General features: G+C 51.1%; 21 protein-coding genes, 1 tRNA gene and 2 other RNA genes. 16 read left to right on the top strand and 8 right to left on the bottom strand.

Going from position 1 to position 25,610, the window contains the following annotated elements:
* Window positions 1–160 precede the first annotated feature (160 nt).
* Window positions 161–2,086: a DNA topoisomerase III gene (locus EPIR_RS09745; protein ID WP_023655212.1), complete on the top strand. Its 1,926-nt coding sequence runs from the start codon at window positions 161–163 to the stop codon at window positions 2,084–2,086.
* A complete protein-coding gene (locus tag EPIR_RS09740) occupies window positions 2,083–2,358 on the top strand; it encodes a YnjH family protein (RefSeq protein ID WP_023655211.1) in 276 nt (91 codons plus the stop codon). The genes EPIR_RS09745 and EPIR_RS09740 overlap by 4 nt, the downstream gene beginning before the upstream one ends.
* A 73-nt stretch (window positions 2,359–2,431) precedes the next feature.
* Here the strand turns inward: EPIR_RS09740 and xthA are convergent, their stop codons facing one another.
* Complete coding sequence (gene xthA / locus EPIR_RS09735) at window positions 2,432–3,238, bottom strand: exodeoxyribonuclease III (RefSeq protein WP_048697472.1); 807 nt, start codon at window positions 3,236–3,238, stop codon at window positions 2,432–2,434.
* A 254-nt stretch (window positions 3,239–3,492) separates the two neighbouring features.
* Between xthA and EPIR_RS09730 the strand changes: the two genes are divergently transcribed.
* Window positions 3,493–3,906: a hypothetical protein gene (locus tag EPIR_RS09730; RefSeq protein WP_023655209.1), complete on the top strand. Its 414-nt coding sequence runs from the start codon at window positions 3,493–3,495 to the stop codon at window positions 3,904–3,906.
* A 117-nt stretch (window positions 3,907–4,023) separates the two neighbouring features.
* On the opposite strand, the gene EPIR_RS18260 is transcribed toward EPIR_RS09730, so the two are convergent.
* The 5 genes from EPIR_RS18260 to EPIR_RS09715 form a co-directional block, all read right to left on the bottom strand.
* Window positions 4,024–4,154: non-coding RNA, RtT sRNA (locus EPIR_RS18260), on the bottom strand.
* A 38-nt stretch (window positions 4,155–4,192) separates the two neighbouring features.
* Window positions 4,193–4,323: non-coding RNA, RtT sRNA (locus EPIR_RS18255), on the bottom strand.
* A 38-nt stretch (window positions 4,324–4,361) separates the two neighbouring features.
* A tRNA-Tyr gene (locus tag EPIR_RS09725) sits at window positions 4,362–4,446 on the bottom strand.
* Between the two features lie 145 nt (window positions 4,447–4,591).
* A complete protein-coding gene (gene purU, locus EPIR_RS09720) occupies window positions 4,592–5,440 on the bottom strand; it encodes a formyltetrahydrofolate deformylase (protein ID WP_023655208.1) in 849 nt (282 codons plus the stop codon).
* A gap of 38 nt (window positions 5,441–5,478) precedes the next feature.
* The gene (locus EPIR_RS09715) at window positions 5,479–5,940 is read right to left on the bottom strand and encodes a YchJ family protein (protein WP_023655207.1); all 462 of its coding nucleotides are present in this window, start codon (window positions 5,938–5,940) and stop codon (window positions 5,479–5,481) included.
* A gap of 520 nt (window positions 5,941–6,460) precedes the next feature.
* On the opposite strand from EPIR_RS09715, the gene rssB reads away from it, so the two are divergent.
* From rssB to EPIR_RS09695, 4 genes are all read left to right on the top strand, one after another.
* Window positions 6,461–7,474: a two-component system response regulator RssB gene (gene rssB, locus EPIR_RS09710; RefSeq protein ID WP_023655206.1), complete on the top strand. Its 1,014-nt coding sequence runs from the start codon at window positions 6,461–6,463 to the stop codon at window positions 7,472–7,474.
* Between the two features lie 198 nt (window positions 7,475–7,672).
* Complete coding sequence (gene galU / locus EPIR_RS09705) at window positions 7,673–8,581, top strand: UTP--glucose-1-phosphate uridylyltransferase GalU (RefSeq protein WP_023655205.1); 909 nt, start codon at window positions 7,673–7,675, stop codon at window positions 8,579–8,581.
* 26 nt (window positions 8,582–8,607) lie between these two features.
* Window positions 8,608–9,948 (top strand): UDP-glucose dehydrogenase family protein, encoded by a 1,341-nt coding sequence (locus tag EPIR_RS09700; RefSeq protein ID WP_023655204.1) that lies wholly within the window; start codon window positions 8,608–8,610, stop codon window positions 9,946–9,948.
* Window positions 9,949–9,962: 14 nt separating this feature from the next.
* On the top strand, window positions 9,963–10,970 hold the full coding sequence (locus tag EPIR_RS09695; RefSeq protein WP_023655203.1) for an NAD-dependent epimerase: 1,008 nt from the start codon (window positions 9,963–9,965) through the stop codon (window positions 10,968–10,970).
* 126 nt (window positions 10,971–11,096) lie between these two features.
* On the opposite strand, the gene hns is transcribed toward EPIR_RS09695, so the two are convergent.
* Complete coding sequence (hns, locus tag EPIR_RS09690; RefSeq protein ID WP_023655202.1) at window positions 11,097–11,504, bottom strand: histone-like nucleoid-structuring protein H-NS; 408 nt, start codon at window positions 11,502–11,504, stop codon at window positions 11,097–11,099.
* Between the two features lie 347 nt (window positions 11,505–11,851).
* On the opposite strand from hns, the gene tdk reads away from it, so the two are divergent.
* Window positions 11,852–12,469, top strand: coding sequence for a thymidine kinase (gene tdk / locus EPIR_RS09685; RefSeq protein ID WP_023655201.1), 618 nt, complete (start codon window positions 11,852–11,854; stop codon window positions 12,467–12,469).
* 542 nt (window positions 12,470–13,011) lie between these two features.
* On the opposite strand, the gene adhE is transcribed toward tdk, so the two are convergent.
* The gene (gene adhE, locus EPIR_RS09680; RefSeq protein ID WP_023655200.1) at window positions 13,012–15,705 is read right to left on the bottom strand and encodes a bifunctional acetaldehyde-CoA/alcohol dehydrogenase; all 2,694 of its coding nucleotides are present in this window, start codon (window positions 15,703–15,705) and stop codon (window positions 13,012–13,014) included.
* Window positions 15,706–16,298: 593 nt separating this feature from the next.
* Here adhE and EPIR_RS18715 point away from each other — a divergent pair.
* The 8 genes from EPIR_RS18715 to oppF all read left to right on the top strand — a co-directional run bounded on the left by EPIR_RS18715 (window position 16,299) and on the right by oppF (window position 25,586).
* Window positions 16,299–16,565, top strand: coding sequence for a hypothetical protein (locus EPIR_RS18715; RefSeq protein WP_157037516.1), 267 nt, complete (start codon window positions 16,299–16,301; stop codon window positions 16,563–16,565).
* A 347-nt stretch (window positions 16,566–16,912) separates the two neighbouring features.
* On the top strand, window positions 16,913–17,560 hold the full coding sequence (locus EPIR_RS09675; RefSeq protein ID WP_023655198.1) for a YchE family NAAT transporter: 648 nt from the start codon (window positions 16,913–16,915) through the stop codon (window positions 17,558–17,560).
* A gap of 630 nt (window positions 17,561–18,190) precedes the next feature.
* Window positions 18,191–19,825: an ABC transporter substrate-binding protein gene (locus EPIR_RS09670; RefSeq protein WP_048697284.1), complete on the top strand. Its 1,635-nt coding sequence runs from the start codon at window positions 18,191–18,193 to the stop codon at window positions 19,823–19,825.
* Window positions 19,826–19,999: 174 nt separating this feature from the next.
* Complete coding sequence (gene oppA / locus EPIR_RS09665) at window positions 20,000–21,631, top strand: oligopeptide ABC transporter substrate-binding protein OppA (RefSeq protein WP_023655195.1); 1,632 nt, start codon at window positions 20,000–20,002, stop codon at window positions 21,629–21,631.
* Between the two features lie 85 nt (window positions 21,632–21,716).
* The gene (gene oppB, locus EPIR_RS09660; RefSeq protein ID WP_023655194.1) at window positions 21,717–22,637 is read left to right on the top strand and encodes an oligopeptide ABC transporter permease OppB; all 921 of its coding nucleotides are present in this window, start codon (window positions 21,717–21,719) and stop codon (window positions 22,635–22,637) included.
* 14 nt (window positions 22,638–22,651) lie between these two features.
* Complete coding sequence (gene oppC / locus EPIR_RS09655) at window positions 22,652–23,560, top strand: oligopeptide ABC transporter permease OppC (RefSeq protein ID WP_023655193.1); 909 nt, start codon at window positions 22,652–22,654, stop codon at window positions 23,558–23,560.
* Window positions 23,561–23,571: 11 nt separating this feature from the next.
* The gene (gene oppD / locus EPIR_RS09650; RefSeq protein WP_023655192.1) at window positions 23,572–24,588 is read left to right on the top strand and encodes an ABC transporter ATP-binding protein; all 1,017 of its coding nucleotides are present in this window, start codon (window positions 23,572–23,574) and stop codon (window positions 24,586–24,588) included.
* Entirely contained in the window at window positions 24,585–25,586 is a 1,002-nt protein-coding gene (gene oppF / locus EPIR_RS09645) for a murein tripeptide/oligopeptide ABC transporter ATP binding protein OppF (protein ID WP_023655191.1), read from the top strand. Before oppD ends, oppF begins: the two co-directional genes overlap by 4 nt.
* Window positions 25,587–25,610: the final 24 nt, after the last annotated feature.

Raw genomic sequence — 25,610 nt, 5'->3', positions numbered from 1 at the left:
TGATAGTCACAGATAATAATAGATGTGCCTGCCACCTGAAACGTGTGTGGGCATGACCAGCGCTCAGCCTGTTTTGCTAATGCGCTGGTGCGGAAGTCTGAAAAGGCTGGCCGGAAAAGCCATTATTGATACCAAACCTTGAGCAGGAAGTTCCCCCCGGATGCGTTTGTTTATTGCCGAAAAACCCAGTCTCGCCCGCGCCATTGCGGATGTCCTGCCTAAACCCCACCGCCGTGGTGATGGGTATATTGCCTGCGGCGGCGATCAGGTCGTCACCTGGTGCGTCGGCCATCTGCTGGAGCAGGCGCAACCTGACAGTTACAACAGCCGTTTTGCGCGCTGGTCACTCGCTGATTTGCCGATTGTGCCGGAAAAATGGCGGTTGCAGCCTCGCCCATCTGTGGCGAAACAGCTCAATGTCATCAAAGGGTTGCTGCAGCAGGCCAGCGTGGTGGTTCATGCGGGGGACCCGGATCGCGAAGGTCAGCTGCTGGTCGATGAAGTGCTTGACTACCTGACGCTACCCGCTGAAAAGCGCGCACAGGTTCAGCGCTGCCTGATCAACGACCTCAACCCCCAGGCGGTAGAGAGGGCAATCGGGCGGCTGCGTGCAAACCGCGAGTTTATTCCATTGTGTGTTTCTGCTCTGGCACGTGCGCGCGCCGACTGGCTGTACGGCATCAATATGACGCGTGCCTACACGTTGTTGGGGAGAAACGCCGGTTATGATGGCGTGCTCTCCGTCGGGCGTGTTCAGACTCCGGTGCTGGGGCTGGTGGTGCGCCGTGATGAAGATATCGAAAACTTCGTGGCGAAAGACTTCTTCGAAGTGAGGGCGCATATCGTCACACCCGCAGATGAACGCTTTGTTGCCCTGTGGCAGCCGAGCGACTCTTGTGAGCCTTATCAGGATGAAGAAGGGCGTCTCTTACATCGTCCACTGGCGGAGCATGTGGTGGCACGGATTAACGGACAGCCAGCCCATGTCACCAGCTACAACGATAAGCGCGAAAATGATACGCCACCGTTGCCGTTTTCGCTCTCTGCCCTACAGATTGAGGCGGGAAAACGTTTTGGACTTAGTGCGCAGACGGTGCTGGATACCTGCCAGCGACTTTACGAAACGCATAAACTGATCACTTACCCACGTTCAGACAGTCGTTACCTGCCCGATGAACACTTTGCCGGGCGTCATGCGGTGCTGAATGCCATCAATGTGCATCAACCGGAGCTGTCAACGCCGGGTGATTTTAACAGCGATAAGAAAAACCGCTGTTGGGATGATAAAAAGGTGGATGCTCACCATGCGATTGTCCCGACCGCACGCAGCAGTCAGGTCAGACTGACGGATAACGAACAGCAGATCTATCGCCTGATAGCTACCCAGTATCTGATGCAGTTCTGCCCCGATGCGGTCTATCGCAAATGTGTTATTGAGATGGATATCGCCGGGGGTAAATTCCTCGCCAAAGCGCGCTTTCTGGCAGAGGCCGGTTGGCGTTCGCTGCTTGGCAGCAAGGAGCGTGACGAAGAAAATGACGGTACGCCGCTGCCAGTGGTGGCAAAGGGGGATGAGTTGTTGTGTGAACGCGGAGAGGTGCTGGAGAAACAGACTCAGCCGCCGCGCCCCTTCACCGATGCGACTCTGCTGTCGGCAATGACCGGTATAGCACGATTTGTACAGGATAAAGATCTCAAGAAAGTGTTGCGTGCGACCGATGGTTTAGGAACGGAAGCCACGCGCGCCGGTATCATTGAGCTGTTATTTAAAAGAACGTTTTTATTTAAGAAGGGGCGTTACATTCATTCCAGCCCTGCCGGGCGGGCACTGATCCATTCATTGCCAGAGATGGCGGCTCGCCCGGATATGACCGCCCACTGGGAATCCACGCTGACAAAAATCAGTGAGAAGCAGTGTCGCTATCAGGACTTTATGTCTCCGCTGGTGGAAACCCTGCACAGTTTGATTCATCAGGCCCGGCAGCAGCCTGCTGCGCATGCGTTTCGTGGCTTGCCGGCTCCGGCAGCGGACAAAGTGAAAAAGACCCGCCGTAAAACGGCTAAAAAGAAGGAAAGCGAAGCATGAAACTTCACCTGACGCTGGTATTGCTGCTGGCAATAAGCGCTCCGGCGCTGGCCGGGCGTTATATCAGTAACGGCGGCGGAAATACCGATGTGGTGGTGGATATGCCGCGAGAAGTCGGGACGACACCGCCGCCATGCCAGCGCTGCTGCATCTATGATAACCGTAACTACAGCGAAGGGGCAGTGCTGAAAAGCGAGGGCGTATTGCTACAGTGTGTGCGCGATGAAAATACGCTGGGCACCAACAACCTTATCTGGCGCATGGTGAAATAATCACAGTGCGCAGCCGGATGCAGGTGGATCGGCTATCTACCTGCATTCGGCATCTTTAACCGCTTCCGGCGAATTACAGGCTGAACTGTGCCCAGATAGGGGCATGATCTGATGGTTTCTCCATCGCGCGAATGTCGTAATCAATACCGGTCGCGATACAGCGTTCAGCCAGTGGCCTGCTCGCCAGCACCAGGTCAATACGCAGCCCACGATTGTCATCAAAGCCCTTTGAGCGGTAGTCGAACCAGGAAAAACGATCGTTAACTTCCGCATTCTGTGCGCGCCAGGTATCGACTAATCCCCAGTTCATTAGACGATCCATCCACTCGCGCTCTTCGGGCAGGAATGAACATTTCCCGGTTCGCAGCCAGCGTTTACGGTTTTCATCGCCGATGCCGATATCCAGATCGCTGCTGCTGATATTCATATCTCCCATAATCAGCACCTGATTATCGGCTTTCTGCTGCTGCTCAAGATAGCTTTGCAAATCGCGATAGAATTTCTCTTTTGCCGGGAATTTAGTCGGATGGTCACGGCTTTCTCCCTGTGGGAAGTAGCCGTTAATCACCGTGAGAAGCCCGTCAGAAGTCTGGATATCCGCCATGATAATGCGGCGCTGTGCGTCTTCATCATCGCCGTCAAAACCCCGCCGTACGGAAATCGGTTGCTGTTTGCATAACAGCGCCACGCCGTAATGGCCTTTTTGACCGTGGTAAAACACGTGGTAGCCAAGGCTGGCGACATCTTCGAGGGGGAACATGTCGTCGTGGACTTTGGTTTCCTGTAGTCCAATGACATCGGGCTGATGCTGTTCAACAATCGCTTGCAGTTGATGGGGGCGGGCACGCAGCCCATTGATATTAAAAGAAACAAATTTCATCGCGCGGGCCATTTTGCCGGGTAAAGGATGGCCAGATGGTAGCAGAATTTTGGCGAATAAAGAAATGCCGCCCTACCTGTGGATCGTTGCTTTCCGTCCTTTCCTGTGGGGAACAGAGAGGGGGGGGGCTTGTGGATAAGCTGCATATGCAGGCCGTCCGTCAGTTTTTCAGCTCTAACAGGAAAATAGTGTCTATTATATTTAAATGGCAATTATCCTGATATCAACAGGCTACCAGGTAACGGAGTTTTTTAATGTTTTCCAGAGATCCAAGATTAAACATGCATCTCAATAACGGGGCGTTTAACCTTTATCCACTATACATTCACTACACGACTTTGCAGGGGTATCGGGCCATCAAAGCTGCTGGGTGTATCTCAGCAAATCCTAACAAGGAACGGCGTGGTTCAGCGGCAAAAAAAGGCGTCTACCTGGCTCTTGCTAAAGATGCGATGAGTAATGAAGATGCGCACAGCATCCTGTTTCTCGGGGAAGAAAAGTATCTGGCCAGCGCGACTTATTGCTTTGTTTTTTATTTCAATCAGGACCCCTACCTCCCCGCCAGACCCGTCAGCCACGGTAGCTATTCTCATGAGGTAATCTGCCCACAAGACATTAATTTTAAACAGATTAATATTATTTATGATGGCCTGAATCCCTTCATTTGAATCCGTTCCACCTGCACGCATGGCGTTCGACTCAAACCTTCGGGTCGAAGCCTCTCGTCCTTCCCCGTGGGGAATATAAAATATGCAGTGAATTTGAAAATGAGAGGACATCTGAACTGGTGGTGGGGGAAGGATAACTCGTCACTGCGTTCCTCGCCCTGCGGGCCGCCATTGCATGGCGTTGTCTCACTGCGTTCGACTCAAACCTTCGGGTCGAAGCTTCTCATCCTTCCCCGTGGGAACATAAAAGTATGCAGTGAATTAGGAAATGAGAGGGCATCTGAAATGGTGGTGGGGGAAGGATAACTCGTCACTGCGTTCCTCGCCCTGCGGGCCGCCATTGCATGGCGTTGTCTCACTGCGTTCGACTCAAACCTTCGGGTCGAAGCTTCTCATCCTTCCCCGTGGGAACATAAAAGTATGCAGTGAATTAGGAAATGAGAGGGCATCTGAAATGGTGGTGGGGGAAGGATTCGAACCTTCGAAGTCGATGACGGCAGATTTACAGTCTGCTCCCTTTGGCCGCTCGGGAACCCCACCACTGGCCTTGCTTGCTGTGCTTGTTAAGCGGGGTGCATCATATCAAATGAATTCACCCTGTAAAGCGCCGTATAAGGTAATGAAGTGTGTTTGCCGTTTTTTTATCCATGATGCTGTTTTGTCAAACAAAACAGCATCATCATCATCAAAGAATGATAGTGCGGTTGCCGTAGACAAACACCCGCTGGGCCAGAACTTCATACAGAGCACGGCTCAGAGCATTCTTCTCAACGTCACGACCGGCGCGCATCATATCCTCCGCTGAATAGGTGTGATCAACATGAATAACGTCCTGCATAATGATCGGACCTTCATCAAGATTGTCATTCACGTAGTGCGCGGTAGCGCCGATAATCTTCACTCCGCGCTCGTAGGCCTGATGATAAGGGCGTGCGCCGATAAATGCGGGCAGGAACGAGTGGTGAATATTGATGATCTGATTCGGGTAGCGCTGAACAAATGCCGGCGTTAATACACGCATATATTTCGCTAACACTACATAATCAGGCTGATACCGGTCAATTTCAGCAGCCATATTATTGTCATGTTCTTCACGCGTCAGTCCTTCATGGCTGGAAAGAATGAAGGGAACGTCAAAACGCTCAACCAGCGTGCGCAGCGTTTCGTGATTGCCAATGACGGCGGCAATTTCCACGTCCAGGCCGCCATAGGCGCTTTTCATCAGCAGATCGCCCAAGCAATGTGCCTCTTTAGTCACCAAAATAACGATACGGCGGCGACCGGCGGGATGCAGTTCACGCACTGATCCGGCGGGCAAGGCACCGTCGAGATCGGTCAACAAGGTACTGTCGTTGAAAATGCCTTCCAGCTCGGTGCGCATAAAAAAACGACCGGTGCGATGATCGACAAATTCATTGTTTTGCACGATGTTGAGTTCGTGTTTGTAACAGATGTTGGTGATTTTAGCGATCAACCCTTTGGCATCCGGGCAGATGGTGCGTAGAACTTTTCGTTGCAGTATTTGCGCTTGCATTGCGATGGTGATCCTGTCGATACAAAGGGAAATCAGGGTCAATTCTGACCACAGCATTTCTTATATTTTTTTCCGGAGCCGCAAGGACACCGATCGTTGCGTCCCGTTGGCGGAAAGGTTCCGTCAATATAATACCAGCGTTGCTCCTCATGAAGAAAGCGCGAACGTTCATGAAGAAAACTTTCCTGCTGATTTTCAGAGAAACGGGCGAAAAATGTCACGTATCCTGTATTTTCTTGAGGAATAATTTCAGTGGATATGACTCTGAGGCCGTGCCAGCGTGTGTTGGCAAAGCTTTCTTCCAGACTATCGGCAAAATTTTGCGCATTGCAGGAAGGGTGCCAGCTGGCAATCAGATATCGTGAATTCTGTTGGACGTAGGCGCTGTAACGTGAGCGCATTAAGGCTTCTGGCGTATCAGGATACGCGTCTCCCCTTAGATACGGTTCGCAACATAGGCTATACTGCAATCCGCTACCGCACGGACAAGATTCAGACACATTGACTCCGGAAGTTTTACAAAATGCTTTATATTCAGTTTTCATGGTACCCGAGCACGTCTGGTGATGCCATTTTGTTCGTTAAACTCAGAACCGGAATGCAATGATACAGGTTAAGATCGGGCGGAGGCAGAGGAAAGTGGCCGTCAAAGGCGGTTTCCTGGAGGTTGCCGTGGCTGGGGTTCTACCGTCAGCTTCCCCAGTGCGGGTGCTGAGATCAAATAGTGTTCATGTTGACCTGCGGCAGCAGGAAACCTATCAGATACCACGTCTATCCCGTTCCGCTTCCTTCAAAATGTGTTGTTTCCCCTCATTGTTCCAGAACTCAGCCAGTAAAAAGATGGTTCTGCGCAGGTGGTCAGGCCCGCCTTCAAGCCACGATGAGTCTGGACTCAGGCGCTGGTGGTGGATAACACACAATAAAATTGGGTCGATAAAGCATGCAATTTAACGTCATGCTGAGAGGCGTAAAGTCCGTTTATAGGCCACTATTGAGGTATCTTTTATGCAGGGGGAAGGAATGGAAAAACCACTAACAGGAAAACATATTCTCATCGTTGAGGACGAGATCGTTTTCCGTTCCCTGCTGGAAAATTTTGTCATTGAGCTGGGTGCGCAGGTGACTCACGCTGACGATGGTGTAGATGCGATTCAGTGCATGTCACGTCAGGCTCCCGATCTGATGATCTGCGATCTGGCGATGCCGCGTATGAACGGCATTAAGCTGGTTGAGCATATCCGCAGTACCGGTAACGCAGTACCGATCCTGGTGATTTCTGCAACGGATAACATGGCCGATATTGCTCACGTATTGCGCCTGGGCGTGCAGGATGTGCTCCTGAAGCCGGTGAAAGACCTTGCCCGGCTGCGGGAAGCGATATTTGAATGCCTTTATCCCTCCATGTTCACGTCGAAAGTGGAAGAGGATGAACAGCTTTTTCAAGACTGGGGCGCACTGGTTAACGATCCGCAGGCTGCCGCCAAATTACTCAAACAGCTTCAGCCTCCGGTTCAGCAAACTATTGCCAACTGCCGCATTAATTATCGCCAACTGACAATGGCCGAGCAGCCTGGACTGGTGCTGGATATTGCGGCGCTTTCTGATAAAGATCTGGCTTTCTATTGTCTGGATGTCACTCGAGCAGGTGATAATGGCGTGCTCGCTGCACTGTTGCTGCGCGCGCTGTTTAATGGCCTGCTTCAGGAACAATTATCGGGGCAGGGGCAGCGTTTACCCGAGTTGGGGGGCTTGTTAAATCAGGTCAATCTGCTGCTGCGTCAGGCTAACCTCCACGGACAGTTTCCGTTGCTGGTTGGCTATTATCATCAGGGACTAAAAAACCTGATCCTGGTTTCCGCAGGCTTAAATGCCACGCTCAATATACATAGCCACCAGATCAAACTTAGCAACGGCGTGCCACTTGGGACGCTTGGCAGCACGCATTTTAATCAAATCAGTCAGCGCGGCGATGCCTGGCAATGTCAGGTATGGGGCGCTGGTGGGCGCTTGCGCCTGATGTTGTCTACGAAGTAATCACTCCTCTCTTTTTTTTTTTACTGGCCTGCGCAGACAGGGCCAGTAATTACCTTTAAAATTGGGCAATAGTCTTAAATTACTATTAATTGTCCTAACCAGGATAAATCCGCGTGGGTTCAACTGGTATACTCACTTCGTTTTTTAAATCGACATATCAAGTAAGCACTTGAACGGCCTATAAAGAGAGGTATTTTGATGTCTGCCTATAACTCAAAAGTAAAAAAAGCGGTTATCCCGGTCGCTGGTTTGGGAACGCGTATGTTGCCTGCGACAAAAGCAATTCCAAAAGAGATGTTACCGCTGGTTGATAAGCCGTTAATTCAGTATGTCGTTAACGAGTGTATTGCTGCGGGGATCCACGAAATTGTGCTGGTTACGCACTCTTCTAAAAACTCAATTGAAAACCACTTTGATACCAGCTTCGAACTGGAAGCCATGCTGGAAAAACGCGTTAAGCGTCAGCTGCTGGAAGAGATCCAGTCTATCTGCCCGCCACACGTGACCATTATGCAGGTTCGTCAGGGGCTGGCTAAAGGTCTGGGCCATGCGGTCATGTGTGCATGGCCAGTGATTGGTGATGAGCCGGTCGCTGTGATCCTGCCCGACGTGATCCTTGATGAATATGAATCCGATCTGTCGAAAGATAACCTGGCAGAGATGATCAAACGCTTCGATGAAACAGGTCACAGCCAGATCATGGTTGAACCGGTTGCCGACGTCACCGCTTACGGCGTTGTTGACTGCCAGGGCGCTACGCTGAACCCGGGTGACAGTGCGCCTATGGTGGGCGTGGTGGAAAAACCTAAAGCGGATAAAGCGCCTTCTAACCTTGCCGTTGTCGGCCGCTACGTGCTGTCTGCCGATATCTGGCCACTGCTGGCGAAAACGCCTCCGGGAGCGGGTGACGAAATTCAGTTGACCGACTCTATCGCCATGCTGATGGAGAAAGAGACAGTGGAAGCTTATCACCTGAAGGGCGTAAGCCATGACTGTGGTAACAAGCTGGGCTATATGCAGGCTTTCGTTGAATATGGTGTGCGTCACGAGACGCTGGGCAGCGATTTCAAAGCCTGGCTGGAAAGCACCGTGGGTATTAAAAAGTAAGTTTCATTTCTAACCGGGACAATTCAATGAAAGTCACCGTATTTGGTATCGGCTATGTGGGTCTGGTTCAGGCTGCTGTTCTGGCTGAAGTTGGGCATGACGTGCTTTGCATCGATATCGACGAAAATAAAGTCGAAAATCTGAAGAAAGGGATCATTCCAATTTTTGAACCGGGGCTAACGCCGCTGGTTATGCAGAACTATGAAGCCGGTCGTCTGAAGTTCTCTACCAACGCTGAAGAGGGCGTTAATCACGGCGTCATGCAGTTTATTGCTGTTGGTACACCGCCGGATGAAGATGGTTCTGCGGATTTGAAATATGTAACAGCCGTGGCGCGTACCATCGCTCAACATATGCAAGACCATAAAGTGGTGCTTGATAAATCCACCGTTCCGGTGGGAACAGCCGATCGTGTACGGCAGGTGATGGAAGAGACATTGCAAGGGCGCGGCGTTAAGTTAAGTTTTGATGTCGTCTCCAACCCGGAGTTTCTGAAAGAGGGTGCGGCAGTCAGCGACTGCATGCGTCCAGAGCGTATTGTGATCGGTACAGATAATGATGATGTGGTCGAACTGCTGCGTGAATTGTACGAGCCGTTTAACCGTAATCATGATCGAATGATCCTGATGGATATCCGCAGTGCCGAGCTCACCAAGTATGCAGCAAACTGTATGCTGGCGACCAAAATCAGCTTTATGAACGAAATCTCCAATCTGGCTGAGCGTCTTGGTGCCGACGTTGAAAAAGTGCGTCAGGGGATTGGTTCTGATTCACGCATCGGTTACTCATTTATCTATCCTGGCTGCGGTTACGGCGGCTCCTGTTTCCCGAAAGATGTGCAGGCCTTAATCCGTACCGCCGAACAGATCGGCTACCAGCCGCGCTTGTTACAGGCTGTGGAAGACGTCAACGATTCACAAAAACACAAGCTGCCGACCTTTATCAAACGTCACTATGGTGAAAACCTGCGGGGCAAAACGTTTGCCTTATGGGGGCTTTCATTTAAGCCGAATACCGATGATATGCGTGAAGCTTCCAGTCGGGTATTGATGGAAGCCTTGTGGCAAGCTGGTGCCACCGTGCAGGCTTTCGATCCGGAAGCGATGGACGAAGCGCAGCGTGTCTATGGTCACCGTAGCGATCTGAAGCTGATGGGAACCAAAGAAGCAGCGTTACAGGGGGCTGATGGACTGGTGATCTGCACCGAGTGGCAGAACTTCCGCGCACCTGATTTTGACATAATTAAAAACGCACTCAAAGAACCCGTGATTTTTGATGGTCGTAACCTGTATGATCCAGAAAGGATCAGCAAGCGCGGTTTTGTTTATTATGCAATTGGCCGCGGAGCATCTTTGAACATTGCATAATTAATGAGGGTAGTATGAAATATCTGGTCACCGGCGCAGCGGGCTTTATTGGCTTCCATGTCACCCAAAGCCTGCTAAACGCCGGTCACCAGGTTGTCGGGCTCGACAACCTGAATGACTATTATGATGTTAATCTTAAAACGTCCCGCCTGGCGCTTATCGCTGAACACTCCGGTTTTACTTTTATCAAAGGTGATCTTGCCGACAGGGAAGGTATGGCAGAGATATTTCGCTGCCACCGCTTTCAACGCGTCATACATCTTGGTGGACAGGCCGGCGTGCGTTATTCGTTGGAAAACCCTTTGGCTTATGCTGACGCTAACTTGGTGGGCCATCTTAATATCCTTGAAGGTTGCCGCCACAATCAGGTAGAGCACCTGCTATATGCCTCATCCAGCTCCGTATATGGTCTCAATCGCAAAATGCCATTCTCCACGGATGACTCCGTCGATCATCCGGTCTCTCTGTATGCGGCAACGAAGAAAGCCAATGAACTCATGTCTCATAGCTATTCTCACCTGTATGGGATCCCGACTACCGGTTTGCGTTTCTTCACCGTTTATGGTCCGTGGGGGCGTCCGGATATGGCGTTATTTAAATTCACCCGTGCGATGATTGCCGGTGAAAAAATAGACGTATATAACCACGGTCAGATGCGGCGCGACTTTACCTATATCGACGATATTGTTGAATCCATTATTCGTTTGCAAGATGTGATACCGCAGCCTGATAAAGAGTGGACGGTTGAAAAAGGTAGCCCGGCTGCCAGCTCCGCGCCTTATCGGGTTTATAATATCGGTAACAGTCAGCCTGTCACGCTAATGGCTTATATTGAAGCGTTAGAAGGGGCATTGGGGATAGTAGCGGACAAGAATATGCTACCGATGCAATCCGGTGACGTGGCCGAAACCAGCGCAGATACACGCTCTTTGTATGAGGTCATCGGTTTTAAACCGCAAACTTCCGTCGAAGAGGGCGTTGCGCGTTTTGTGGCCTGGTATAAAGAGTTTTATCAGAGGTAAATCAAAAAATTCATTTCAAAAAAAGGAAGCCCTGCGGGCTTCCTTTTTTATACCTGGTGGCAGCGACTAAAGTTATCGCAGCAAAAGGTTAATATCTAAACTGCCAGAAAGGGACTTTGAGTAAAATTACAGCAGGAAGTCTTCCAGCTTTTTACCTTTCTCTTCGATAGCAGCTTTAATCACGGCTGGAGTACGGCCCTGACCAGTCCAGGTTTTGTTTTCGCCATTCTCATCGATATAAGAATACTTAGCCGGACGAGCGGCACGTTTAGCTTTACCCGGTGCTTTTGCCGCAGCAAGAGTAGAAAGTAATTCGTTAGGATCAATGCCATCTGCAATCAGCATATCACGGTACTGCTGAAGTTTACGTGTACGCTCTTCAACTTCTGCCTGTACCTGGCTTTCTTCTTCGCGGCGTTCATTGACTACCACTTCCAGTTTTTCCAGCATCTCTTCAAGAGTTTCCAACGTACATTCTCTTGCCTGCGCACGCAGTGTACGGATGTTGTTCAGAATTTTAAGTGCTTCGCTCATAGTCCGATTCTCTAAATTATATTGATAGGGATGATTCTGCCTAATAATAGTGTTGGTGGTTGGGAACTGCAATAGTTAATTTTGTCATAAGTCCGTTGAAGCTAATAATGGGTTAACAGAATGGTAAAAGTGTCGGTCAAAATAGGTCGGTGTGATTAATAATGCGGAGTGGGGTGGACTTGCTATCCCCGGCATGAGGCAGATATAGCATTTATTAATCGTAAAAAGTTTCACCGATGTGCTTGCAGCTCTACATCTCTCTCCCTTCTTTGGCCTGCGCGGGGCCGTTCCATTAGATGGATTATGATATACTTCTGCCATCTTTAGTGAACTGGGAGTAAGGGCCGATGGCTCAGCTTTATTTCTATTACTCGGCAATGAATGCCGGGAAATCGACAGCTTTGTTACAATCTTCCTATAATTACCATGAACGTGGGATGAGAACGTTAGTGTATACCGCCGAAATCGACAATCGTTTCGGCGCAGCTAAAGTGAGCTCGCGTATAGGCCTTTCATCCCCTGCGACGTTATATAATAGCAGTACGTCACTATTTGATGAGATTAACATGGAACATCAACGGGCATCGGTCCACTGCGTACTGGTGGATGAGAGTCAGTTTCTGACGCGTGAACAGGTTAAATCATTATCCGAAGTTGTTGATATATTGGATATACCTGTACTTTGCTATGGGTTGCGTACAGATTTTCGCGGCGAGTTATTTACCGGGAGTCAGTATTTATTAGCATGGTCTGATAAGCTCGTTGAATTAAAAACGATCTGCCATTGCGGCAGAAAGGCGAGTATGGTTCTACGTGTTGATCAACATGGTAAGCCGTTCAAAGAGGGTGAGCAGGTGCAAATTGGCGGTAATGAGCGTTATGTTTCCGTTTGCCGCAAACATTACACAGAAGCGATGGCAACAGGTTCTCTACAGGCTATTTATGGCAATCAGCACCCTGGATAAAATTGAAACGTATCTTTTTATTTGCGCCAGTTAACTGGCTTTCAAAGCTAAAGTGTCCATAAGTATTACTTACTTTTTTTTTTGAAGAAATACCTCCTATGGCGAAAATTATCTGATTTGACGCTGTACGTGACGGTTGTTCTGTTAGCCTTCCTTGCCATTTGAATAATGCTCCCTGCCATGATGAGAGGGAGCATTGTTATCTTTTCGGCATTCAGATTACCCTTAAAAAAACGGTTTTCGCAGCTTGTTACCTTCACGGCATTATTAAATCTCCGCCAATGACTTTAGCCTGTAAGGGGCATAACAGCTATGTCATCCTGATGTGTCACTCATTTAAGGTTTGTTACCTCGAGTATAACGAAGTGGCGAGGCCAGCTGAGTATTTCCGAGGTTTAAAGAGATGCAGGCCCGGTGGGTTGGGCCTGTTGGCAAGCCAATAAAGTGCGGGAGGGGGAAGTATTGGTTAAGCTGAAACGGCACTTTGTTTATTAGTCCGATTGAAATCACCCGCAGCGCAGTTGGCTGCGAGTTTTATCGGGTCATGCCTGACTCAATCCTTTCAGCTTTTTATCCACTTTTTTTACAGCAATCTGCGGCGTGACGCCCCCGGTTGGATTATCCCGATTTTCGCAAAATTTGCGACCATAGAAACTGTCCAGTAAGACCTGCTTCAGCTCGGCAATCAATGGGAAACGGGGATTCGCTCCGGTGCACTGATCATCAAGAGCATCTTCGGTCAGCTTGTCGACTTTTGCCAGGAAATCAGCTTCCTGTACGCCCGCTTCACGAATGGATGCCGGAATGCCGAGCTCGGTTTTTAGGTTATCCAGCCACGCCAGCAGTTTTTCAATTTTCTGCGCGGTTCGATCCGATGGTGCACTCAGATGCAGATGGTCAGCAATTTCTGCATAGCGGCGGCGCGCCTGTGGGCGATCATACTGGCTGAAAGCGGTCTGCTTAGTGGGATTATCATTGGCGTTATAGCGGATCACGTTACATATTAGCAGCGCGTTGGCCAGACCGTGCGGCAGATGAAACTCCGATCCGAGTTTATGCGCCATTGAGTGACATACGCCGAGGAAAGCATTGGCAAAGGCGATGCCGGCAATGGTGGCGGCATTATGCACCCGCTCACGCGCCAGCGGGTTTTTGGCCCCCTGGTGATAGCTGGCCGGGAGGTTCTCCTGTAGCAGCTTCAACGCCTGTAGCGCCTGGCCGTCCGAATATTCATTAGCCAGTACGGAAACATAAGCCTCCAGCGCATGGGTAACGGCGTCCAGTCCCCCGAAGGCGCAGAGGGATTTTGGCATATCCATCACCAGATTGGCATCAACAATGGCCATATCAGGCGTCAGAGCATAGTCTGCCAGCGGATATTTCTGCCCGGTCGCGTCATCGGTGACGACGGCGAACGGCGTGACTTCAGAACCGGTACCCGAGGTGGTGGTGACGGCAATCAGCTTCGCTTTTACGCCCATCTTCGGGAAGCGGTAGATGCGTTTGCGGATATCCATAAAACGCAGCGCCAGGTCGGCGAAGTGGGTTTCGGGATGTTCGTATAGCACCCACATGATTTTTGCCGCATCCATCGGTGAACCACCGCCCAGCGCGATAATAACGTCGGGCTTAAAAGAGTGCATCTGTTCTGCGCCCTTACGCACGATGCTCAGTGTCGGGTCGGCGGCCACCTCGGAAAACACTGCTGTTTCCACCCCACGGGCTTTGAGCACCTTAATAATCTGTTCAGCATAGCCCTGATTAAATAAGAAACGGTCAGTGACGATAAACGCACGTTTTGCACCGTCATCGGCGACCTCTTCCAGTGCAATGGGCAATGAGCCTCGACGGAAGTAGATTGACTTAGGAAGTTTATGCCACAACATATTTTCTGCTCGTTTGGCGACGGTTTTCTTGTTGATAAGGTGTTTGGGACCGACATTCTCTGAAATTGAATTCCCCCCCCAGGAGCCGCAGCCGAGAGTTAGCGAGGGCGCGAGTTTAAAGTTATACAGATCGCCAATCCCGCCTTGGGATGCCGGCGTGTTGATCAGAATACGTGCGGTTTTCATTCTGCCACCGAAGGCATGCACACGATCCGGCTGATTATCCTGGTCGGTATAAAGGCAGGATGTATGGCCAATACCGCCCATTGCCACCAGCTTTTCCGCTTTAACCAGCGCGTCGGAGAAATCTTTTGCCCGATACATCGCCAGCATGGGTGACAGTTTTTCGTGAGCAAAAGGCTCTGACTCATCAGTCTGTTGCACTTCACCAATCAGAATTTTTGTGCTCGCGGGGACGTCAATCCCGGCCAGTTCGGCAATTTTTACCGCTGGTTGGCCGACAATAGCGGCATTTAATGCACCATTTTTCAGGATGATCTCCTGTACCGACTGCAATTCTCTGCCTTGCAGCACATAGCCACCGTGAGTGGCGAAACGTTCACGTACCGCGTCATAGATGCTTTCCACAATAATCACCGACTGCTCTGAAGCACAGATCACGCCGTTATCAAAGGTTTTCGACATCAGGATAGAGGCCACGGCGCGCTTAATATCCGCGTACTCATCAATGACCACCGGCGTGTTACCTGCCCCAACGCCGATGGCAGGCTTCCCTGAACTGTATGCCGCTTTGACCATGCCTGGCCCGCCGGTGGCAAGGATCAGATTAATATCCGGATGGTGCATCAGTTGGTTCGACAGCTCAACGGAAGGCTGGTCAATCCAGCTAATAATATCTGCGGGTGCCCCGGCGGCAATGGCTGCCTGTAGCACAATGCTCGCCGCCTGATTAGTGGCATCTTTCGCGCGTGGGTGAGGCGAGAAGATAACCGCGTTACGAGTTTTCAGGGCGATCAGCGCTTTAAAAATAGCCGTTGAGGTGGGGTTAGTGGTGGGGACGATAGCGCAGATAAGGCCAACCGGTTCCGCAATGGTGATAGTACCGAAGGTGTCATCACTTTCCAGGATGCCGCAGGTTTTTTCATCTTTGTACGCATTATAGATATATTCCGAGGCGAAATGGTTTTTAATCACTTTATCCTCAACGATACCCATGCCTGATTCAGCAACCGCCATTTTAGCCAGCGGAATACGGGCATCGGCTGCTGCCAGTGCCGCCGAGCGAAAAATTTTGTCGACCTGCTCTTGGGTAAAGCTGGCGTAAGTGCGCTGGGCTTTTTTAACCCGTTCAACCAGCGCGTTGAGTTCAGCAACATTCGTTACGGTCATCATGCTCTCCTGCAAATTAAACTTAATGAGTAAAACTGCAAAATTCATCGTTTAAGGCCTGCTGCGGTCTGGATGTACGGGCGGCGGGTCTGAACGGTCCCTACAGCTTTACTCAAAGAGTCTGCGCATCAGAGACAGCCGAGGGGCTTAGCGTGCCTTCATGCGGGTACGTGTCTGAGCATAGCGTTTGCTTAAAGGTGGGAAGATGACCCAGATCATCAATGTTATAAGCTGGCACCATTCAGCCTCGCGATTGGTTTTTCCCTTATTCTGATATCCAGCGAGCGGATCGCTTTCCAATGTCTGAACCAGTGAAGCTTTTACCCATCCGGCGGTGAAAAATTAAAAACAGTAATTTTTAATTATCTCCCCTGTGATAAATATTTAAGCCGCTTGTAAAATACGCCAATAATCTCGACTTTATTCAGCTGATAAACAGACAGGATAAAGGGCGCGAGTTGCATAGAGATATGACTTTTTAAATTGACTTCTGTCTGTTAGTTATTCAGTACATGCCGCGCTAAGCACAGCTTACTTTTGGGTATGCTCTTTTTAAAATAAAGTCACCATTTCATATCAATGGGTAAAAGTTCATGGGCATTGAACCCGTAGGCGAATTGTTTGGCTCAGAACGGATAGATATTACCCAAAAATTTCAGCAGCATCTCAATACCATCGCACAGCATGGGGCTGGATACGGCGATTTTCTCCCGGCGGAAACCCATCGCGATCTGCTTAAGATCTTTCTTTTCTCATTGTATTCATTAGTAATTATATCTCTGTGTGGTTTACTCCCTTTGCCTGATCGTGAGAGAAAGTTTGTTTATACCTTATTTTTTCTTATTGACTGCTCTGTATGAGATCGTAATTTTAATGTGACGGTGGGCGCTTGCCTGCCAATCGCTTTCGGAGGCGCTAGCGCTGGTAATATTTTAATGAATATTTGAAATGGTCGATAATGTATTAGCGAAAGCGTAAATAGCAACAGGTCATAAAAATACGCGAAAAACGCCAACCACACCGATGATAAAACTAAAGTGTTTTTATATTTGACATGAAGTTTCTCCAACTTAGATAATTAGTTCCCATACGGGCATCCTGACAGAACGATGGGGCAGCGATAACGTCATTGCCGCAGGGATGGTCAGCAACGTGAATTTCCATTACATTAGCCGCCATCAAGCTGTCCTCGCCCACGGAGCGTGCTGTGAACACTGCACTGTTAGATCTTTCTGTTTATATTAAATTCTTTGTTGGCCTGTTTGCCCTGGTGAATCCGATTGGCATTATTCCGGTATTCATCAGTATGACGCGCGATCAGATCCCGGTAGCCCGCCACAAAACCAACCTGACGGCCAATTTGTCGGTGGCGATCATTTTGTGGACCGCACTGTTTCTCGGGGATGGCATCCTGCATATCTTCGGTATCTCAATAGATTCATTTCGCATCGCTGGCGGCATACTGGTGGTGACCATTGCTATGTCGATGATCAGCGGCAAACTGGGCGAGGATAAACAGAACAAGCAGGAAAAGTCAGAGACGGCTATTCGCGAAAGTATCGGCGTTGTTCCTTTGGCGCTTCCGTTGATGGCGGGGCCAGGGGCGATCAGTTCTACCATTGTCTGGAGCACACGCTATAACAGCTGGCAGAATCTGCTGGGTTTCAGCCTGGCCATTGCCCTGTTCGCCGGCTGCTGCTGGTTGCTGTTCCGTGTTGCGCCTTTGTTAGTCAGGGCGCTGGGGCAGACCGGTATCAACGTGGTGACGCGTATCATGGGCCTGTTGCTGATGGCGTTGGGGATTGAGTTTATGGTGACCGGTATTCGTGCTTTGTTTCCAGGGTTAGTCAGTTAGCTAGTTTTTAATTCTAGCTGAACGAATTTTAAGCGCATATTATGCGCTTTTTTTTTGCCTGGAGTAACACTTATGAACCATAACAGTGCAAAGCACCTTTTTGAAGCACCTTAAAAGTGCATTTATTCATTAATCTTAATTTAAGTAGTAAATTATTAATGTAATTACTGCAAAAGCCTGTTTGTTATTAACTTCGGAAGAAAATGTTATTTGAATGACATCATACATTGCAGCTTTAATTGACAAAAAGGCAGTTTTTATCACTTTATGAGAGGTTTTTTTTAGTGGAGATGAGCAAATTTGATGAATTGAACAGTTTTTTGTTCAAATAACACGCCCTTTGTCGGTTATTTGTGCGAATTGCGCAGTGAATTACTTTTAAACTGTTCAATTTCATGGTGTTAAGCATTATTTCTCGAAAATAAATAACGATATGCCCCTGGCTTTTATCATGTTAAAAGAGAAGTGGTTAACATTTTTGCAACATGCTATTAGGTTAACCCGGAACATTCTGATAATTTTTGATAAATTGGCAAAGATTGGCATCAGATGTGCAAGTTATATGAGTGCCTTAGGATCGTACACTGCCACTCTGTTCGGCTGGCTTTCACTATAAGGGGTTAATCACTGATGAGAGATGTTAAATCATGGGGCCGGACAGCTTCGGGTACGGGAATGCTGCTGAGTGTACTGACTATGCCAGCCTTTGCCGCCGATATTCCTGCTGGGGTTAAACTAAACGACAGCCAGCAACTGGCGATCAATAACGGCACGGAACCTTCTTCGCTGGACCCGCAAAAAAGTGAAGGGGTGCCAGAAAGCGATATAATCCAGAACCTGCTGGAAGGGCTGGTCACCACGGATAATCATGGCAAGCTGGTACCCGGCATGGCGCAAAGCTGGGAAAACCAGCAGGGCAAGGTGTGGGTCTTTACCCTGCGCCCTGACGCGCGCTGGAGCAACGGTGAGCCGGTCAGCGCAGCCGATTTTGTTTACAGCTGGCAGCGACTGGTCAGTGCTGAAACCGCGTCACCTTATGCCAGCTTTGCCCAGGCGGCGCATTTGCTTAACGCCGATAAGATCCTGACGCATCAACTCCCGGCAAGCGCGCTGGGCTTCAGGGCGCTGGATACACATCATCTTGAAGTCACGCTCAGTGAACCCGTGCCTTATTTCCTCTCGATGGTCGCTCATACCGCCTTTAATCCTTTGAATCGTCGCGCTGTTGAAACCTGGGGCGAGAAGTGGACACAGCCCGCGCACTATGTAGGCAACGGAGCCTACACGCTAAGTGACTGGGTGATTAACGAAAAGATCGTGCTGAAGCGCAATCCGCAGTACTGGAACAATGACAAAACGGTCATCGAACAGGCGACATTTTTGCCCATTTCTTCGGAAACCAGCGACGTTAATCGCTACCGTAGTGGCGAGATTGATATCACCAATAGCGCACTGCCACCGAATCGCTTCCGACAGCTTAAACAGCAGCTGGGCGCACAGGTTCACGTCAGCCCCTATCTATGTACCTTCTATTATGAGTTGAATAACCGCCGCCCGCCGTTCAACGATGCGCGAGTTCGCGCAGCGGTGAAAATGACGCTGGATCGCACCATTATCGCCGAAAAAATTATGGGACAGGGGCAGATCCCGGCTTACAGCCTGACGCCACCCTATACCGATGGGGTCGAGTTAACGCCTCCAACGTGGTTCACGCTGAGCCAACCGCAGCGTAATCAGCAGGCCAAAGATTTGCTGGCAGCGGCGGGTTACAGTGCGGCTAACCCGCTGCGCTTCTCGCTGCTGTATAACACCTCTGATGTGAATAAACAGCAGGCGATTGCTGCTGCATCAATGTGGAGCAAAAACCTCGGCGCACAGGTGACGTTACAGAACCAGGAGTGGAAAACCATGCTAGACACGCGGCACCAGGGTAACTATGACGTGGCGCGTGCCACCTGGTGTTCGGACTATAACGAACCGTCCACTTTCCTCAATATAATGATCGGTAATGCTTCAACTAATACCGCATTTTATCGTAGCGCGCTCTTTGACCGCCTGATGAAACAGTCACTCACCGTTGCCGATGATGCGCAGCGTGCGCAGATTTATCAGCAGGCCGAAGGGCTGCTGGATAAGGATTCGGCGCTGGTTCCGGTCTACTACCGCGTCAGCGCCCGCCTGATAAAACCTTGGGTGGGCGGCTACAGCGGCAAGGACCCGCAGGATCATATGGACGTGAAATATTTCTATATAACAAAACACTAAAGCGTCTGGCGGTTGCCAGACGCTTTATGGTGATAGCAAGCAAAAGCGCATATATAGCGCATATAAAAAAACTAACCGGGCAGACTCGTTCCGTTGCCCGGCAAAGTTTTCCCGACAGTGGACAACCACGGTGCCCGCACTCGTTGGTAAAAATAAAACAGGAGTCTCTCAACAATGAAACATATCACCAAGAAAACGCTGATCGCCGCTGGCGTGATGGTCGCGCTGACCGGCAACCTGGCATGGGCTGCTGAGGTTCCGACCGGCGTGCAGCTGGCGGATAAGCAGGAGCTGGTCAGGGGTAATGGCGCGGAGCCGCAGTCGCTCGATCCGCACAAGATTGAAGGCGTAACGGAATCAAATATCAACCGCGACATTCTGGAAGGCCTGGCTATCACCGATGCTAACGGCAAAGTGATCCCAGGCGTGGCGGAAAGCTGGGAAAGCAAAGAGGGCGGCAAAGTCTGGATTTTCCATCTGCGTGACACGGCGAAATGGTCAAACGGTGAGCCGGTCACCGCGCAGGACTTCGTTTACAGCTGGCAGCGACTGGCCGAGCCAAAAACCGCCTCGCCTTATGCCAGCTATCTGCAATATGGTCACCTGCTGAACGTCGATGACATTATTGCCGGCAAAAAGTCGCCGGATACTCTCGGCGTCAAGGCAGTCGACCCCCACACGTTACAGGTGACGCTCAGTGACGCCGTACCCTATTTCTATAAGCTGCTGATCCACCCATCGATGTCACCGGTTTATAAGCCAGCGGTAGAGAAGTTCGGCGAAAAATGGACCCAGCCGGCGAATTTTGTCGGCAACGGCGCGTATAAGCCCGCAGAGTGGGTGGTCAACGAACGTATCGTGTTGCAGCGTAATCCGCTGTACTGGGATAATGCGCACACCGTGCTGAACAAGGTCACTTTCCTGCCTATTTCATCGGAAGTGACCGACACGAACCGCTATCGCAGCGGCAGCAGCGATATGACCTTTAACTATTTACCGATTGAACTGTATCAGAAGCTGAAAAAAGAGATCCCGGCTGAAATTCACGCCGAACCCTATCTCTGCACCTACTATTACGAGATCAACAATCAAAAGCCGCCTTTTAACGACCCGCGCGTGCGCACCGCGTTAAAACTGGGCCTGGATCGCGATATCCTGGTGAATAAAGTGAAGGCGCAGGGGGAAGATCCCGCTTACAGCTTTACGCCGCCTTATACCGATGGCATTAAGCTGACTCCGCCAGAGTGGTTCACCTGGTCCCAGGACAAGCGTAATGAAGAAGCGAAAAAACTGCTGGCCGCAGCGGGCTATACCGCCGACAAGCCGCTGACCTTTGACCTGCTGTACAACACCTCCGATTTGCACAAAAAGCTGGCGATTGCCGCAGCCTCCATCTGGAAAAAGAACCTCGGGGTGAATGTTAAACTGCAAAACCAGGAGTGGAAGACCTACATCGATACCCGCCATCAGGGCAACTATGACGTAGCGCGTGCCGCCTGGTGTGCGGACTATAATGAACCCAGCAGTTTCGTGAATATGCTGTTGTCGGACAGCAGCAATAATACCTCTCACTATAAGAGCCCAGCTTTTGATCAGGCCGTGAAGGCAACGCTACAGGCAAGCGATGATGGCAAACGTGCCAGTGACTATGCCGCAGCTGAAAAAGTCCTGGACAGTGATTCAGGGATTGTTCCGGTTTATTACTACAAAAACCTGCGACTCGTGAAGCCCTGGGTTGGCGGCTATAACGGGAAAGATCCGTTGGATAATATCCACGATAAAGATCTGTATATTATTAAACACTAAGCAGGTCGGGCAGCGTGCTGCCCGCTTAACGCAATGTCACCGCAGCGGTTGTGCCGCTGCGGCTTAAAGCCAGCAGGTACGGGCAATGATAAAATTTATTCTGCGTCGTTTTCTCGAAGCGATCCCGACGCTCTTTATTCTGATTACCATCTCTTTCTTTATGATGCGGCTGGCACCCGGCAGTCCGTTTACCAGCGAACGTGCGCTGACGCCGGAAGTGATGGCTAATATTGAAGCCAAATATCATCTTAATGATCCGATGTGGAAGCAGTATCTCAACTATCTTCAGCAGCTGGCGCACGGGGACTTTGGCCCCTCGTTCAAATATAAAGATTACTCGGTTAACGACCTGGTAGCGGGTTCCTTCCCGGTATCCGCTAAGCTGGGGGCGGCGGCCTTTCTGTTCGCGCTGGTCTTTGGCGTGAGCGCCGGAGTTATCGCCGCCCTCAAGCAAAACAGCAAATGGGATTACGCGGTGATGGGGGTGGCGATGACCGGCATTGTTATTCCGAGCTTTGTGGTGGCTCCGCTGCTGGTGCTGCTGTTCTCCATTACCCTCAAATGGCTGCCCGGCGGAGGCTGGAACGGGGGGGCGTTGAAATATATGATCCTGCCAATGGTGGCGCTGTCGCTGGCATATATTGCCAGTATCGCGCGTATCACCCGTGGCTCAATGATTGAAGTCCTGCACTCCAACTTTATCCGTACCGCCCGCGCCAAAGGCCTGCCGATGCACCGCATCGTGCTGCGTCATGCGCTGAAACCCGCGCTGCTGCCGGTGCTTTCCTACCTCGGCCCCGCTTTTGTCGGCATTATTACCGGCTCGATGGTGATTGAAACGATTTATGGCCTGCCCGGCATTGGCCAGCTGTTTGTTAATGGGGCGCTTAACCGCGACTATTCACTGGTGTTGAGCCTGACCATTCTGGTCGGCACATTAACCATTTTGTTTAACGCGATTGTTGACGTGCTGTACGCCGTAATCGATCCAAAAATTCGCTACTGATTCTGGAGCTGGCAATGATGTTAAGAAATAAAAACAGCGAAGCCCTGGATAACTTCAGCGAAAAGCTTGAAATAGAAGGGCGCAGCCTGTGGCAGGATGCGCGTCGCCGCTTTATCCATAACCGCGCGGCGTTGGCCAGCCTGTTTGTACTGCTGCTGGTGACGCTGTTCGTGGTGCTGGCACCAATGCTGTCGCCGTTTGCCTATGACGACACCGACTGGGCGATGATGTCAGCCGCGCCGGACATGGCTTCCGGTCATTATATGGGCACCGACTCCTCCGGGCGCGATCTGCTGGTGCGGGTGGCGATTGGCGGGCGTATCTCGCTGATGGTTGGTGTTGCCGCCGCGCTGGTGGCGGTGGTCGTCGGTACGCTGTATGGCACCCTGGCGGGCTATCTTGGGGGCAAAAGCGATTCGATAATGATGCGCCTGCTGGAGATCCTCAACTCTTTCCCGTTTATGTTCTTCGTAATCCTGCTGGTGACGCTCTTCGGCCAAAACATCCTGCTGATATTTGTCGCCATCGGCATGGTTTCTTGGCTGGATATGGCGCGTATCGTGCGCGGCCAGACTCTGAGCCTGAAGCGCAAAGAGTTTATTGAAGCCGCCGAGGTGGGGGGCGTTTCCACCCTCAATATCGTGATGCGCCATATCGTGCCAAACGTACTTGGGGTCGTGGTGGTGTACGCCTCGCTGCTGGTGCCGAGTATGATCCTGTTTGAATCGTTCCTTAGCTTTCTCGGCCTGGGCACCCAGGAGCCGTTAAGCAGCTGGGGCGCGCTATTGAGTGATGGGGCTAATTCGATGGAGGTCTCGCCGTGGCTCTTGCTTTGGCCAGCATCATTTCTGGTGGTTACCCTGTTCTGTTTCAACTTTATCGGCGATGGTTTACGTGATGCCCTCGACCCGAAAGATCGTTAAGGAGTTTCCCAATGAGCGTAATTAAATTAAAGCCAGCGATGGCGAAGCCCCAGGGAAGCGAACCTCTGTTGGACGTGAAAGATCTGCGCGTCACCTTCAGCACCCCGGACGGTGATGTGACGGCGGTCAACGACCTGAATTTCAGCCTGCGTGCCGGAGAAACGCTCGGTATCGTCGGCGAGTCCGGTTCAGGCAAGTCGCAGACCGCTTTCGCCCTGATGGGCCTGCTGGCCAGCAACGGCCGCATTGGTGGCTCAGCGCGTTTCAACGGATCAGAGATCCTTAATCTGCCGGAAAAGCATCTGAATAAACTGCGCGCAGAGCAAATCGCCATGATTTTCCAGGACCCGATGACTTCGCTTAATCCCTACATGCGTGTGGGTGAGCAGCTGATGGAGGTGTTGCAGCTGCATAAAGGGCTAAAAGGTGCCCAGGCGTTTGAAGAGTCGGTGCGTATGCTTGATGCGGTGAAAATGCCGGAAGCGCGTAAACGGATGAGGATGTACCCGCACGAATTTTCCGGCGGCATGCGTCAGCGCGTGATGATCGCTATGGCGCTGCTGTGCAGGCCGAAACTGCTGATTGCCGATGAGCCAACCACCGCGCTCGACGTGACCGTTCAGGCGCAAATCATGACCCTGCTGAATGAACTGAAGCGCGAGTTTAATACCGCAATTATTATGATTACCCATGACCTCGGCGTGGTGGCGGGCATCTGCGACCGCGTGCTGGTGATGTATGCCGGACGCACGATGGAATACGGTGATGCGCGCCATGTCTTTTACCAGCCTACTCATCCTTACTCGATTGGCCTGCTGAATGCGGTGCCGCGTCTCGATGCACAGGATGGGGAATCGCTGTTGACTATCCCCGGTAATCCGCCGAACCTGCTGCGTTTGCCTGAAGGCTGCCCGTTCCAGCCGCGCTGCCCACATGCGATGGATATTTGCGCCACGGCTCCGCCGCTCGAGGTCTTTGCGCCGGGCCGCATGCGCGCCTGCTTCAAACCCGTGGAGGAGTTGGTATGAATAGCGTGGCAGAAAAAAAAGTCCTGCTGGAAATTGCCGACCTGAAGGTTCATTTCGATATCAAAGACGGTCGGCAGTGGTTCTGGCAGGCACCCAAAACGTTGAAAGCGGTTGACGGTATCAGCCTGCGGTTATACGAGGGCGAGACTCTCGGCATCGTCGGCGAGTCCGGCTGCGGTAAGTCCACGCTGGCACGCGCGATTATCGGGCTGGTGAAAGCCACCGACGGGCGTGTGGCGTGGCTGGGGCGCGATTTGCTGGGGCAGAGTGCTGAACAGTGGCGCGCTGCGCGCAGTGATATTCAGATGATATTCCAGGACCCGCTGGCTTCACTTAATCCGCGTATGACCATCGGCGATATTATCGCAGAACCCTTGCGTACCTATTATCCGAAGATGGATCGCGAGGAAGTGAAAGAGCGCGTGAAAGGGATGATGATGAAGGTGGGGTTACTGCCCAATTTGATTAACCGCTACCCACACGAGTTCTCCGGGGGGCAGTGCCAGCGTATCGGCATCGCGCGCGCCCTGATCCTTGAACCTAAACTGATTATCTGCGACGAGCCGGTTTCGGCGCTGGACGTGTCGATTCAGGCACAGGTGGTCAACCTGCTGCAAAATCTACAGCGTGAGATGGGACTGTCCTTGATTTTTATTGCGCACGATCTGGCGGTAGTGAAGCATATCTCTGACCGCGTGCTGGTGATGTATCTCGGTCACCCGGTGGAGTTGGGCACCTACGACGAGGTCTACCAAAACCCGCAGCACCCCTATACCCGTGCGCTGATGTCAGCTGTTCCGATCCCCGATCCCGATCTGGAGAAAAATAAGACTATCGAGTTACTGGAAGGGGAGCTGCCGTCACCGATAGATCCTCCTTCAGGCTGCGTTTTCCGCACCCGCTGCCCGATTGCCGGGCCTGAATGCGCGATAACTCGCCCACTGCTCGAAGGCAGCTTCCGCCATGCGGTTTCCTGTCTGAGGGTCGATCCGCTCTGACAGGGCGCTTACTGGCATGAAACG

Source organism: Erwinia piriflorinigrans CFBP 5888, assembly GCF_001050515.1.
GTDB lineage: Bacteria > Pseudomonadota > Gammaproteobacteria > Enterobacterales > Enterobacteriaceae > Erwinia > Erwinia piriflorinigrans.
Note: the sequence above shows the minus strand (reverse complement) of the source record. Positions and strands in the feature narration are given on the sequence as shown.